Genomic DNA, 12645 nt, shown 5'->3' on the forward strand with positions numbered 1-12645 from the left:
GTTGGCGTTTAGCTGATCGTTCGTGTGAACAACCTCATCAGGTGCAGACCATGAGCACACCCCTGGATTTGAATGCGTTAAAGGCGCGCCAGCAGGCCGCCTGGGCCAGCGGCGACTACGCGGTGATTGGCACCACCTTGCAACTGGTTGGCGAACGCCTGGCCGAAGCCTGCGACTTGCGCTGGGACGAAAAGGTCCTGGATGTCGCCGCCGGCAACGGCAATGTCACCCTGGCCGCCGCCCGCCGTGGCTGCCAGGTGACCTCCACCGACTACGTGCCCGAACTGCTCAAGCGCGGCGAAGAGCGCGCCCGGGCCGAACACCTCAACGTGGCCTTTCAAGTGGCCGATGTCGAAGCCTTGCCGTTCGAAGAGGGTGCTTTCGACGCTGTGGTTTCAACTTTCGGTGTAATGTTCGCTCCCGACCAGGCGCAGGCGGCCAGGGAACTGGGCCGGGTATGCCGCCCGGGCGGGCGCATCGGCCTGGCCAACTGGACCCCGCAAGGTTTTATCGGGCAGATGTTCAAGACCCTCGGCCGTCATGTGCCGCCACCGCCCGGTGCACAACCGCCGTCACGCTGGGGCGATGAAGAACAATTGCACAACTTGTTCGGCGATGACCTAGGCTCTATCAAGCTCAGCCGTGAGCACTTCAACTTCCGCTATCGCTCGGCGGCGCATTTCATCGAGGTGTTCAGGACCTGGTACGGGCCGGTGCACAAGGCGTTTGCCTCGCTCGACAGCGACCAGGCCAGCGCGCTGGAAAGTGACCTGACCCAACTGTTGAACGACAACAACGTGGCGGGAGCGTCCTCGCTGGTGGTGCCCAGCGAGTACCTGCAGGTGGTGATCAGCCGCCGCTGAACGCCCGGCGCGCAGTCTTAGTGCAAGAGGGTGCAGCGTGAACGACCATCAACCTGGTCCGGGCCCCTGTAGTACCGTCGTTGGCTTGATGCTGGCAGCCGGCTCTTCGCGACGCTTTGGCAGCGACAAGCGCCTGGCCCGCCTTCAGGATGGCCGGCAATTGCTGGCTGCCAGCCTTGCCCTGCCTGGCGCGATGCTGAGCGAGATGTGGGTGATGGTGCGCGACGAGGATGATCGCCAGCGCCTTGGCATTGCCCCACATATTCAAGTTAGCCATTGCCCCCCGACCCGCGAAGGCATGGGCAGCAGCCTGGCCTGCGGCATGGATCACATCGCCCGTAGCAGCGGTGCGAGCGCAGTGGCGATATTCCTCGGTGACATGCCCTACCTGAAGCGCGAAACCTTGCAAGCGCTGTTCGATGCCGCCACGGCCGGGAACATTGTCCAGCCACTGTTCAATGGCGTCCCCGGGCATCCGGTGTTGTTTGGCCGGGATTTCTGGCCCGCCCTTGAGCGTCTGCAAGGCGATCAAGGGGCCAGGGCCGTCATCGCCGAACATGCCAGGGCACTCGTGCGCCTGGAGGTCAGCGACCCGGGCATTCTGTTCGACATCGATACGCCCGAACTATTGGAAGCGGCCGGCAGTCCCACGCAAACACGACCGGAATAGGCAATCAGGCTACAGCATCAGGCAATGCCTTGAGCGGGTCTGGCTGGATACTTGAATGCAGGCACGCCATCCCCTTCTGACCAACAGGATCAAGCCGTGAACAACCTGGACCTCGACGTTATCCAGCAGGGTTTGAACTGGCTCAAGCAAGGTCAGTGCGTGTGGTTGTGCACGGTGCTCTCCACCTATGGGTCAGCCCCGCGTGCTCCGGGGGCGATGCTGGTAGCCCTGGCCACAGGGGCGTTTCGCGGCTCGTTGTCGGGCGGCTGTGTCGAAGACGACTTTCTTGAGCGGCTCGGGCGTGACGAGTTCACCGCTCACAGCGCAATTGTGCGCTACGGCGAGGGCGGGCTGGCACCGTCCTTGGCGTTGCCGTGCGGCGGCGTGCTGGATGTACTGGTCGAACGATTTGAACCGCACAGCGGTGCCATGGAGCATTTTGCCCTGCTGCTGGGCGCCTTGCAGGGGCAGCAGCAGGTCATGCGCCACATCGACCTGCGGGCAGCCCGGCGGTGCGTTGACACGGTAAGCGGCACGGGTGTGGCGGTTGTTGTCGAAGACCGCCAGGTCCGCATCCGCATCGGCGCTGCCCAGCGCTTGCTGGTCGCCGGGTTATCGCCGGTTGCCGAATTTTGCGCAGGCTTTGCCCGCTCGCTGGGTTACGAAGTGATCGTCTGTGATCCGCGCCCGGAGTTGACCGCAGGCTTTCACCTGGAGGGGGTCAAGGTGCTGGAGATGCTGCCGGCGTCCTACATTGCCCAGGGCGGCTGCCATGGCGCTACGGCGGTGGTGGCCCTGACCCACGACCCCCGCCTGGATGACCTGACCCTGCTGGAAGCGGCGCGCTCGCCGGCTTTCTACATTGGCGCCATGGGCTCGCGGCGCACCAGCGCAAAACGCCTGGAGCGGCTCAGCCGCATCGGGCACCTGGATGACCAGACGCTTTCGCGCATCAATGCTCCGATCGGCCTGAACCTGGGCAGCAAGACCCCGGCAGAAATAGCTCTGGCAGTGATGTCCGACATTGTTCGGGTGCGCAATGGCGTCGCGAGGGATGCCTTGTGACCTGACCTCTATAAAAAACTGATGAGGACCGCAGCAATGACCGAACCGACTGACAAGCCCACTGACGATTCAGACAACCCGTTCAAGGCATTGGCGGCCCCTTCGCGGCGCAATTTCTTGCGCACCATCGGCATTTCCGGCATGGCCGCCGCCACCGCGCCGGTATGGGCCCAGGCCGGGCAACTGGACGCGCCGGTAGACGACAGCGACAAGGCCCTGGCCAAGGGCGAGCAACGCATCAGCCTTAAGGTCAACGGCCTGCTGCACACCCTCAATGTCCCCGGCAATGCGGTGTTGCTCGACGTGCTGCGCGACCGTCTGCAACTGACCGGCACCAAGAAAGGCTGCGACCACGGTCAGTGCGGCGCGTGCACTTTGCATGTCAACGGCCAGCCGGTGAACAGCTGCCTGTCGCTGGCGGCCATGCATCAGGGCGACGAGATCACCACCATCGAAGGGCTGGAGCGCAACGGCCAGTTGCACCCCGTGCAAGAAGCCTTCTGGGAGCACGACGCCTTCCAGTGCGGCTACTGCACCTCGGGGCAGATCATGACCGCGGTGGCCATCATCAACGACCCCAACATCGGCCAGGACGACGCCAGCGTGCGTGAAGCCATGAGTGGCAACATCTGCCGCTGCGGCGCCTACAAGAACATCCTCGCGGCGATTCAGGATGCCCGCGGCAAGATGCAAGGAGCCAGCTGATGAGAACCCTGGACTATACCCGCGCAACCAGCCCTGAACAGGCGATCTCGTTGATGGCCCGCAACCCGGCTACGGTGTATCTCGCCGGCGGCACGACGCTGCTGGACCTGGTCAAGCTCGACATCATGCAGCCCGATCATGTGGTCGACGTACATACCCTGGGGCTGAACCAGATTGAAACCCTGAGCGATGGCCGCACGCGCATCGGCGCCATGGTGACCAACACGCAGCTGGCGCATCACCCGCGGATCAAAAGCGACTATGCGCTGCTCTCGCAAGCCTTGCTCTCGGGGGCCACCACGCAGCTGCGCAACAAGGCCACCACCGCCGGCAATGTGATGCAGCGCGTACGCTGCAACTACTTTCGCGATGGCGTTTCGGCCTGCAACAAGCGTACGCCGGGCTCGGGTTGCGCGGCCATCGGCGGCCACAACCGTAGCGTGCATGCGGTGCTCGGCACCAGCGAGCAGTGCATCGCCAGCCATCCCTCGGACATGTGCGTGGCCATGGCTGCCATAGGCGCCACCGTGCAGGTACAGGGCCCTTCGGGCAAACGCGACATCGACTTCCTCGATTTTCACCTGCTGCCGGGCAGCACGCCTTGGAAGGAGCATGCCCTGGAGCCGAACGAGCTGATTACCCATATCACCTTGAACGCGCCGCTCGCGGGCAGCCGCTCGGCATACCTGAAGCTGCGTGATCGCGCCTCCTACCAGTTTGCCCTGGCTTCCAGCGCGGTCATCCTGGTGCTGGACGGGCAAGTGATCCGCGAAGCACGCATTGCGTTGGGAGGCGTCGGCACCAAACCCTGGCGTGCCGAGGAGGCCGAGCGCCTGCTGCGCGGCGCGCCGGCCAGCGCCGACCGCTTCGCCAAGGCTGCCGCGGCGGCCTTCAAGGGCGCGGTGCCGTATGCCCACAATGGCTACAAGGTCGCCCTGGGCCAGCAGGCGATCGTGCATAACCTGATGACCTTGAGCGGAGGTGTGGCATGACTGAGCCAGTGATAGGGGCATCCCCACGGCGCATCGACGGGCGCTTGAAGGTCACCGGCCAGGCGCAGTACGCCGCTGACCAGCACCCTGACGGCATGGTCTTCGCCTATGGGGTGTTCAGCACCGTGGCCAGCGGCTCGATCAAGGCCCTGGATATTGATGCGGCCCGGCGCAGTACCGGCGTGCTGGAGATTCTTCACCATGGCAACTTCCCCCAGGCCTTCCACACCTCGCCGGTGCCGTTTTCGTTGGCGGGGGTATTGACCGGGTCGCGTACCGACGAGAAACGCCTGCCCTTTGAGGACCAGACCATCCGCTACGCCGGGCAGTTTGTCGCCCTGGTCATTGCCGATACCTTCGAGCATGCCCGCGAGGCCGCCTACAAGGTCAAGGTAACCTACGCCGCCAGCCCGGCACTGGCCAACCTTGAGCAAGGCCTCAAGCAACGCGCGCCTGCCGACGGTGGCCAGGGGCACAAACGCGGCGACCCGGCCCAGGCGTTCGAGCAGGGTGTGCACAAGGTCGACCTGACCTACAGCACCCCGGTGGAAACCCACAACCCGATGGAGATGCACGCCACGGTTGCGCTGTGGGAGGGCAACAGGCTGGTGGTGTATGAGGCCACCCAGTCGGTGGTGGTGCACCGCAATACCCTGGCGCAGGTATTCGGCCTGCCGCCGGAGCGGGTCGAGGTGCGGGCGCCGTTCATAGGCTCGGGTTTCGGCAGCAAGCTGTGGGCGTGGCCGCATTCCGTGGCAGCCTGCGCCGCCGCCAAGGTGGTCGGGCGGCCGGTGCAGTTGGTAGTGCCGCGGGCGCAGATGTTCACCACCGTCGGCCACCGGCCGCAGACCCGCCAGCGCATGCGCCTGGCCGCCGACGACCAGGGCCGGCTGTTGTCCCTGCGCCACGAGTCTGTGAATACCACGGGGATCGGTGATCAGTATGTCGAGAACTGCGGCGGCATGAGTGCCAGCCTGTATTCCTGTGCGAATGTCGAGATCACCCATCACACGGTCCGGGTCAACCGCGGCGCCCCCACCTCGATGCGCGCGCCCGGCGCGGCGCCTGGCCTGTTTGCCCTGGAGTCGGCCATCGACGAGCTGGCCGAGCAGTGCCGCATCGACCCGCTTGCCTTTCGCCAGCTCAATTACGCCGAACAGAACGAACAGGAGAAACTCCCCTGGTCGAGCAATCACTTGCGCGAAGCACTGGAGCAGGGTGCCCGGCGCTTTGGCTGGGCGGCGCGAACGGCCGGGATCGGCAGCATGCGCGAGGGCGAGGAAGTTATCGGTTATGGCATGGCCCAGTGCAACTGGGATGCCTTCCGCACCCCGGCGCAGGCGCGGGTGGCGCTAAAAGCTGATGGCCGCGCCCAGGTGTTTTGCGGTGCCCAGGACATCGGCACCGGCACCTACACGGTGATTGCCCAATGCGTCAGCGAGCTGACCGGCTTGGCGCTGCAGCGCATTGATGTCGAACTGGGCAATTCCTCGTTGCCGCCAGCGCCGGTTTCAGGTGGCTCGTGGATCACCGCAAGCGTGCTGCCGGCCGTCGCCGAAGCCACCCGCATGGCCCTGGAACAGCTCAAGGGTTTTGCCGCCAGCGCCGAAGGCGGCATGGCCGGGGTCAAGCCCGAGGCCATCAAGGTGAGCAATGGCAAGCTGGAAAACGGCGACTCGAGCCTGGATTTTGCCCAGGTGCTGAACCGGCTGAAAGTCGCCAGCGCCGAAGGCGAGGCGCGCACCGGGATGGCCGACACCGCCAAGCATGCGTTCAGCTCCTTCGGCGCGCACTTTGTGGAGGTCCGTTGGGACCCGCGTATTTCCCGCCTGCGCGTGTCACGGGTGGTCAGCGCCATCGACGTCGGCAAGGTAGTCAATGGTAAAACCGCCGCCAACCAGGTCGAGGGCGCGATCGTCATGGCCATCGGCATGGCGCTGTTCGAGGCGACCGACTACGACGAACGCGACGCCATGCCGGTGAACAACAACTACGCCGAGTACGTAGTGCCGGTGCATGCCGACCAGCCGCAGATCGATGTGATCCTGCTGGACTACCCCGATTACAACCTCAACGAATTCGGCGCCCGCGGGATCGGCGAAATCGGCGTGACCGGCCTTGCGGCCGCGGTGGCCAACGCGGTTTACCATGCCACCGGCAAGCGTGTGCGCGACCTGCCGATCAGCCTGGAGAAGCTGATGGGATGAACCTGTGGGCGCGGACTTTATTGCATCACGACTTCTGAGGCCGGTAGTCGCAATGGATCTGCATGCTCTCTGTTTCATTGCGATGAATATCAAAGCCGCAGTGCTTCAATGCGGCTTTGACCTGCTCGATAACAACCAGGTGTTGGGCTGCGCGTGCGCGCTGGCGAGTCAGCGAGGTGAACACGCCAAGGGGCAGGAAGCGCAGCCGTTTGCCCTGCAGCACAATGGAGACATCGACATGTGAGCCATCCACGTCATGGCCATTGGCGCCGAATATTTCGCCGACTTCATCTTTGCGCCCGGGATAGCAGGCGCAAAATACCTTGATGCCCAGCCAGCGTGAGAGTGTTCTGAACACACCCAGATGGCTGCTTCTGTTTTCATACCCGCGCACCAGCAGCAGCTCAATGCCGGGTGGCAGCATTGCCTGGGCCTCAAGCAACTTTTGCAACGTTTCTTGATCGATGGCGACGTCGGAAGACGGCCAGCGCGGTGCTACCTGTATTCCGTGGCTTTCTCCTTTTGGCAGTACAAGCATGGTGTTCATTCTCAGGCGTGGCTATCAGAGGGGAGGGCGCTGCTCAGATCAAGCACGTTGACAACAGCACCGGTGAAGAAGTCCACGACCTCCAGGCGATGGGTTAACAGCCGGTCACCAAACCAGTCGGCGGCGAGCCGGCCGGGTGGGCCTTTCTGGCGGATCACCGTGGTCTCGGTCTGGCCGCTGTCGGCGGCAAGGATGATGTCTTCGCCCCAGTTCGAGCGCTGGGTTGCCGAGATCGGCAGGCACAGGTGACTGCCGGATTCATTGAACAGGATCGTCCCGGCACCTATCTGGCCGTACTCGCCGATGTCCCTGGACCAACGCGTCGCGCCAGTGCGATCACAGCACAGCAGCCGGTTGTTTTCGCCGCTGACAAACAGGTACTGACCATCACGGGAAAAGCGCAGGCTTTTGACCTTGGCTTCCAGCTTCAGGTTGACCTTGGCGATCTCGCCAGTGGCGCAGTCGACGGTCAGTAGCCTGTTACCGGCACGCTCGTCGGGCGCCCAGAGTTTGCCTTGCAGCGGGTCGATCGAGCCGAACCTGGCATCGACATTACGGGCGATCGGCTCGCTGCATTCACCGCTGTACAGGTCGATGACCACCGGGCGCTTTTTCTCGTTGCCGACGCCGACCAGGGCATAGCGGCCGCTGGGGTCGAAGCGCATCCAGTACGACAGGAACCTGTCGGTCTCATGCACGGATGCCTGGCCATCAAGGAAGCTCAGGCGCGAGCGACTGGCGCCGCGCACCACCTGCCAGTCGCAGCCTTGCAGGGCCATGCGCCGGCCATCGCGGGCGATGTCGCAGATGCTGTCGTCGGCCAAGGGGCCGGCTGGATGGGTCAAGGCACCAGTGTCCGGGTTGTACTGGGTCAGGCGCGCGGGGCGAATGCTGTCGCTTTTGTCGAAGAACACCAGGCGGCGGGGTACATCAATGTGCATTGCAACTCCGAAGGCCAGTGGGCAAAGAGGCGCAAGGATAAAGCGTGTGTCGGCTGTATTGCGAGCGCTGCGCGCTCGATCGCGGGTCCGGGTACACAGATCCATTGTGGGAGCTGGCTTGCCGGCGATGCGGCCGGTGCAGCCAGCACATCAGGTGGCGTCTGGATTACGAGCGCTGCGCACTCGATCGCCGGCAAAGCCAGCTCCCACAGGTCCGGCGCATGCAGATCCATTGTGGGCCGGCCTTGCCGGCGATGCGGCCGGTACAGCCAGCACATCAGGTGGCGTCTGGATTACGAGCGCTGCGCACTCGCTCGCTGGCAAAGCCAGCTCCCACAGGTCCAGCGCATGCAGATCCATTGTGGGAGCAGGCCTTGCCGGCGATGAGGCCGGTACAGCCAGCACATCAGGTGGCGTCTGGATTACGAGCGCTGCGCACTCGATCGCTGGCAAGGCCAGCTCCTACAGGTCCGGTGCATGCAGGTCTATTGTGGGAACCGGCCTTGCCGGCGATGAGGCCGGTACAGCCAGCACATCAGGTGGCGTCTGGATTACGAGAGCGCTGCGCACTCGATCGCTGGCAAGGCCAGCTCCTACAGGTCCGGTGCATGCAGATCCATTGTGGGAGCCGGCCTTGCCGGCGATGAGGCCGGTACAGCCAGCACATCAGGTGGCATCTGGATTACGAGCGCTGCGCACTCGATCGCTGGCAAAGCCAGCTCTCACAGGTCCAGCGCATGCAGATCCATTGTGGCCGGCCTTGCCGGCGATGAGGCCGGTACAGCCAGCACATCAGGTGGCGTCTGGATTACGAGCGCTGCGCACTCGATCGCCGGCAAAGCCAGCTCCCACAGGTCCGGCGCATGCAGATCCATTGTGGGCCGGCCTTGCCGGCGATGAGGCCGGTACAGCCAGCACATCAGGTGGCGTCTGGATTACGAGCGCTGCGCACTCGATCGCCGGCAAAGCCAGCTCCCACAGGTCCGGTGCATGCAGATCCATTGTGGGCCGGCCTTGCCGGCGATGAGGCCGGTACAGCCAGCACATCAGGTGGCGTCTGGATTACGAGCGCTGCGCAGTCGATCGCTGGCAAGGCCAGCTCCTACAGGTCCGGTGCATGCAGGTCTATTGTGGGAACCGGCCTTGCCGGCGATGAGGCCGGTGCAGTCAGCACCTCAAGTGTCGTCTGGATTGCGACCGCTGCGCGCTCGATCGCTGGCAAGGCCAGCTCCTACAGGTCCGGTGCATGCAGGTCCATTGTGGGAGCCGGCCTTGCCGGCGATGGGGCCGGTACAGCCAGCACATCAGTTGGCGTCTGGATTACGAGAGCGCTGCGCACTCGATCGCTGGCAAAGCCAGCTCCCACAGGTCCGGCGCATGCAGATCCATTGTGGGAGCCGGCCTTGCCGGCGATGAGGCCAGTAAAGTCACCGCTATTGCTGGGTGTCCTGAGGGCGGATCAGCGTCGGATCGGACTGCAACTGCCACTGGCTGCGTAACGACTGCAACTGTGCCTCCAGGATCGACACACCGCGGTCACGCTGGGAGATACGCTCGCGATCGAACAAGTCGGTGAGCAGGCCAAGCAGGTTGCGCGATTCAGAGACCGACGCTGGTGTGCTCACGTCGCTTTCCAGCACGCCATCGGCGTAAGAGCGCACACGTTCATTGCGACTGGCCTGTTGGCTGACGCTGGCTTCGACCAGGCTGTTTTTGTCGTACCGCAAGCGTGTGCTGGTGCTCGATTGATCGCTGATCTCGTGGTAACGATAGTTCTGCGTCGCCAGGGCGTCGACGAGGGCCATCTGCGGGTTGAGGCTGGTGTGGTAGGCGGCCGAGAGGCTCGCCTGCTGATCCTGTTGCACCGAACGATTTGCCGGGGAGGCACCACTGACCCTGGTGGACTGGGACACCTGATAGTCGAAGCGATCCAGCTCTGTGGGGCGCAGCGGATTGGGCTGCTGGCTGGTCTGGCTGATTGATGCGCTGAAGTCGGCCAGGCCACTGAGCAAGGCGGTGTCTTTGGCTGCCAGCAGCGGGATGCGGCCGGTCGACGGCTTGGCGATGTCGTCGGCGCTGTTGAGCTGAACGAAGGCGTCCTTGAGCAGGCTCACCAGGTTCTCGTCGCCTTTGCCGCGGCTCTGAGCTGCATCGAACTGGCCCAGGTAATTGCTGATCGCCGCCTGGCGCTGGGCGCTTTTGCCCAGCAGCGAAGTGTCGCGGGTGTCGAGGTTCAGCTGCACGTTACCGGCCGGGCCCTGCAAGCTGAGCTTGCGCGCACTGTCGTCCAGGGTCAGGTCGAACGTCAGCTGTTCGCCATTTACCGTGTCCAGCTTGGCGTTCATCTGCAGTGAGCTGAACAGGGTTGGGTCGAGCGTGGCCAGCTTGCCCAGTTGCAGGCGCGGCGGCTCTTCGCTCAGGCCGTTGATGGCTCCCTGGAAGCTGTCCGCCAGCGCTGCCAGTCCCTCGAGTTCATCGCTGTTGAGCTGGCCATCCTGCACATCGGCGCTAACCGCCAGGCCTTGCTCATTGCTGGCCAGCGACAGGGTCACGGTGGCGCCGGAGGCGGTGGTCAGGGTCAGGTTGACGGCATTGGCCGGGTGTTGGCGCAGGTTGTTGCCCTGGATCCTGAGTGTTTCGGCGCTTGGCTGGGCACCCTCGGCGAAGGCGAACACCGATTGCGTGAACGACTGGCCGCCATTGGCTGCCAATTGATTCACCAACGCTGCGCCGAGCCCGTTGAAGCGCGAACCGATAGCGCTGGCCTGAACACCGATCTTCATGTTCATGCTCAGCTTGTTCAGGCTGTCGTTTTCCAGCACATAGCGCAACGGCACCGCGAGGGTTGCGCGGGACGAATAGGTGGCTGTGTCGTCGCTACGAGGGCTTTGACCCAGGTTGACGGTGGTGCTCGGTGTTGCCGCGGCTTGATCGGTGCGGTTGCTCACAGCGCTTGCCGGGGTTGGCTGCGCAGCCGTGTAGGCAGGGGCAATGCGCAATCCTGCGTTGATTGGGGTCATGCTCTGTACCCATGTGTCCATACTTGTTCAAGGGCTATCGGCGGCGAACTCCCAAGCTTGAGCGTGTGTAGGAGCGAGGCTGGCCCGCACTCCCGTTCAGTTGTCGCCCGGCACGTTAGCGCCGATAGTAGCGGCGGTCGTCCTCGTAACGGTAACGCATGGCCCGGTCATGGTGGCGTTCCCAGTAACGATGGCGCTCGGCCTCGCGTCGGGCTTGCTCACGGCGCCATTGTTCCCTGCGCCAGTTTTCGCGGCGCCAGTCGTCCCTGCGGTCGTGCCAACGGTGGTCATGCCGGTAGCGGTCGTCATGGGCCAGCAACGGCCCGGGCTGCTGGTCGAGCCCGCGCGCCAGGCTCGGCCAGGGGTTGTCGGCAGCTCGGGCGGCCGGGGCTTCAGGGGCCGAAGCCTGGGTGGAGGTCTTCATCGGTGTCGCCGATGCCGAGCCCGCTGCCGCGAACGTGAACAGGGCAACGAGCAGCATCCGTGGGGCATGGAATTTCATGAGCGAAGACAACCTCTGAATGACGATTGAACGTATCCCAATAGACCGGTAAACAGAGAAAAGTTCTACGGCGCCGCTGCCATGGCACTGGCGTATGATGCTCGGCCCTCTTTGCCGACAAGGAAATCGCCATGCTCCCCAACAAGGCCTGCGCCGTGGTTGTTTCATCGACACCGCGCCCAAGGATCCTCTTGTTTCGTCATCCGCTGGCAGGGGTGCAATTGGTAAAAGGCACGATTGAACGTGGCGAAACTGCGGGCCAGGCAGCGCTGCGGGAACTGGCCGAAGAGTCTGGCATCAATGCCGCGACCCTCACCGACGATCTTGGCTGTTGGGACGCCGGGCATCTGGGCCAGGTCTGGTCGTTCCACCTGTGCCAGGCGAGCGGACCTTTGCCGGAGCAATGGACGCATCAGACGCTCGATGACCACGGCCACACCTTCGAATTCTTCTGGGCTGCGCTCGAGCATTTGCCCCTTGCCGATTGCCATCCGGTCTTTCAGCGCGCGCTGCAGTTTTTATCGGCAAGCCTGAACGCGCGCGGCCATTGGGCGGGCGAACAGCCGTGCCAGGACGATATACTCCGCGCCATTGATTGATGCTCAAGAGAACGTTATGCGCCAGGTTTTGCTTATCGTAGATGTCCAGTCCACCTTCAGCCCGCCCGAGTGGCTGGTCGATGGCGTGCGGGCGTTGTCAGAACGGATCCTGACGATTGCCTCGGTCGAGTTGCACGATGAGCAGGTGACGCCGTTTGAACAGCAACTCGGCTGGCACCCTGCGGCCGAAGACGAGAGCCTGGTCGAGGCCGATAAAGTATTTATCAAGCACGGTTACGGGCAGACCGCTGAAACCATCGAATATATCAAGCAGCTCGGCGTCGAGCGCGTGCTGGTGTGCGGCATCCAGACCGAAACCTGCGTACTCGCCGCCGGCTTTGCACTGTTCGATGCCGGGCTCTCGCCGACGTTGGTGACCGACCTTACGGTGGGCTCATCGCTGGACCGCTCGGGGCAGTTGGGCATCAGTCTGTGGAAGCATCACTTTCGTCAGGTTACGACCCGGGCAGAGGTGATTGCCGAGCTTGATGCATGAGTCTGTAGCAGTAGTCGTTGGCTACGCTCCGGGATACG

Annotated in this window: 12 protein-coding genes; 8 read left to right on the plus strand and 4 right to left on the minus strand. The window is 63.7% G+C overall.

The features are described 5' to 3' along the window. Positions 1–50 precede the first annotated feature (50 nt). The 6 genes from ABIE20_RS26385 to ABIE20_RS26410 all read left to right on the plus strand — a co-directional run bounded on the left by ABIE20_RS26385 (position 51) and on the right by ABIE20_RS26410 (position 6502). Positions 51–863, plus strand: coding sequence for a class I SAM-dependent methyltransferase (locus tag ABIE20_RS26385; RefSeq protein WP_429508419.1), 813 nt, complete (start codon positions 51–53; stop codon positions 861–863). Between the two features lie 37 nt (positions 864–900). Continuing rightward, entirely contained in the window at positions 901–1533 is a 633-nt protein-coding gene (locus tag ABIE20_RS26390; protein WP_429508420.1) for a nucleotidyltransferase family protein, read from the plus strand. 96 nt (positions 1534–1629) lie between these two features. After that, positions 1630–2598, plus strand: coding sequence for an XdhC family protein (locus ABIE20_RS26395; RefSeq protein ID WP_429508421.1), 969 nt, complete (start codon positions 1630–1632; stop codon positions 2596–2598). A 36-nt stretch (positions 2599–2634) separates the two neighbouring features. Continuing rightward, positions 2635–3303: a (2Fe-2S)-binding protein gene (locus tag ABIE20_RS26400; RefSeq protein WP_429508422.1), complete on the plus strand. Its 669-nt coding sequence runs from the start codon at positions 2635–2637 to the stop codon at positions 3301–3303. Continuing rightward, complete coding sequence (locus tag ABIE20_RS26405; RefSeq protein WP_429508424.1) at positions 3303–4295, plus strand: FAD binding domain-containing protein; 993 nt, start codon at positions 3303–3305, stop codon at positions 4293–4295. Before ABIE20_RS26400 ends, ABIE20_RS26405 begins: the two co-directional genes overlap by 1 nt. Continuing rightward, the gene (locus ABIE20_RS26410; RefSeq protein WP_429508426.1) at positions 4292–6502 is read left to right on the plus strand and encodes a xanthine dehydrogenase family protein molybdopterin-binding subunit; all 2211 of its coding nucleotides are present in this window, start codon (positions 4292–4294) and stop codon (positions 6500–6502) included. The genes ABIE20_RS26405 and ABIE20_RS26410 overlap by 4 nt, the downstream gene beginning before the upstream one ends. 25 nt (positions 6503–6527) lie before the next feature. On the opposite strand, the gene ABIE20_RS26415 is transcribed toward ABIE20_RS26410, so the two are convergent. From ABIE20_RS26415 to ABIE20_RS26430, 4 genes are all read right to left on the minus strand, one after another. Beyond that, positions 6528–7040 (minus strand): hypothetical protein, encoded by a 513-nt coding sequence (locus ABIE20_RS26415; protein ID WP_429508427.1) that lies wholly within the window; start codon positions 7038–7040, stop codon positions 6528–6530. Positions 7041–7051: 11 nt separating this feature from the next. After that, complete coding sequence (locus tag ABIE20_RS26420) at positions 7052–7990, minus strand: YncE family protein (RefSeq protein WP_429508429.1); 939 nt, start codon at positions 7988–7990, stop codon at positions 7052–7054. 1433 nt (positions 7991–9423) lie between these two features. After that, a complete protein-coding gene (locus ABIE20_RS26425) occupies positions 9424–11010 on the minus strand; it encodes a hypothetical protein (RefSeq protein WP_429508431.1) in 1587 nt (528 codons plus the stop codon). A gap of 115 nt (positions 11011–11125) precedes the next feature. Further along, positions 11126–11512 (minus strand): hypothetical protein, encoded by a 387-nt coding sequence (locus ABIE20_RS26430; RefSeq protein WP_429508433.1) that lies wholly within the window; start codon positions 11510–11512, stop codon positions 11126–11128. A 131-nt stretch (positions 11513–11643) separates the two neighbouring features. Here ABIE20_RS26430 and ABIE20_RS26435 point away from each other — a divergent pair, with 131 nt between their 5' ends. Together ABIE20_RS26435 and ABIE20_RS26440 are read left to right on the plus strand one after the other, a co-directional pair. Further along, positions 11644–12111: an NUDIX hydrolase gene (locus ABIE20_RS26435; protein WP_429508434.1), complete on the plus strand. Its 468-nt coding sequence runs from the start codon at positions 11644–11646 to the stop codon at positions 12109–12111. A gap of 16 nt (positions 12112–12127) precedes the next feature. Then, positions 12128–12607 carry an isochorismatase family protein gene (locus tag ABIE20_RS26440; RefSeq protein WP_045194144.1) on the plus strand — a complete coding sequence of 160 codons (480 nt, stop codon included), beginning with the start codon at positions 12128–12130 and terminating at the stop codon, positions 12605–12607. Positions 12608–12645: the final 38 nt, after the last annotated feature.

The organism is Pseudomonas sp. 2835 (assembly GCF_050435905.1).
GTDB lineage: Bacteria > Pseudomonadota > Gammaproteobacteria > Pseudomonadales > Pseudomonadaceae > Aquipseudomonas.

What these genes read in the sequence shown, in the direction of transcription:
- ABIE20_RS26400 (WP_429508422.1), top strand. Translation starts at nt 2,635, where the DNA reads ATGACCGAACCGACTGACAAGCCCACTGACGATTCAGACAACCCGTTC.
- ABIE20_RS26430 (WP_429508433.1), bottom strand. Translation starts at nt 11,512, where the DNA reads ATGAAATTCCATGCCCCACGGATGCTGCTCGTTGCCCTGTTCACGTTC.
- ABIE20_RS26415 (WP_429508427.1), bottom strand. Translation starts at nt 7,040, where the DNA reads ATGCTTGTACTGCCAAAAGGAGAAAGCCACGGAATACAGGTAGCACCG.
- ABIE20_RS26435 (WP_429508434.1), top strand. Translation starts at nt 11,644, where the DNA reads ATGCTCCCCAACAAGGCCTGCGCCGTGGTTGTTTCATCGACACCGCGC.
- ABIE20_RS26425 (WP_429508431.1), bottom strand. Translation starts at nt 11,010, where the DNA reads ATGACCCCAATCAACGCAGGATTGCGCATTGCCCCTGCCTACACGGCT.
- ABIE20_RS26420 (WP_429508429.1), bottom strand. Translation starts at nt 7,990, where the DNA reads ATGCACATTGATGTACCCCGCCGCCTGGTGTTCTTCGACAAAAGCGAC.
- ABIE20_RS26410 (WP_429508426.1), top strand. Translation starts at nt 4,292, where the DNA reads ATGACTGAGCCAGTGATAGGGGCATCCCCACGGCGCATCGACGGGCGC.
- ABIE20_RS26385 (WP_429508419.1), top strand. Translation starts at nt 51, where the DNA reads ATGAGCACACCCCTGGATTTGAATGCGTTAAAGGCGCGCCAGCAGGCC.
- ABIE20_RS26405 (WP_429508424.1), top strand. Translation starts at nt 3,303, where the DNA reads ATGAGAACCCTGGACTATACCCGCGCAACCAGCCCTGAACAGGCGATC.
- ABIE20_RS26440 (WP_045194144.1), top strand. Translation starts at nt 12,128, where the DNA reads ATGCGCCAGGTTTTGCTTATCGTAGATGTCCAGTCCACCTTCAGCCCG.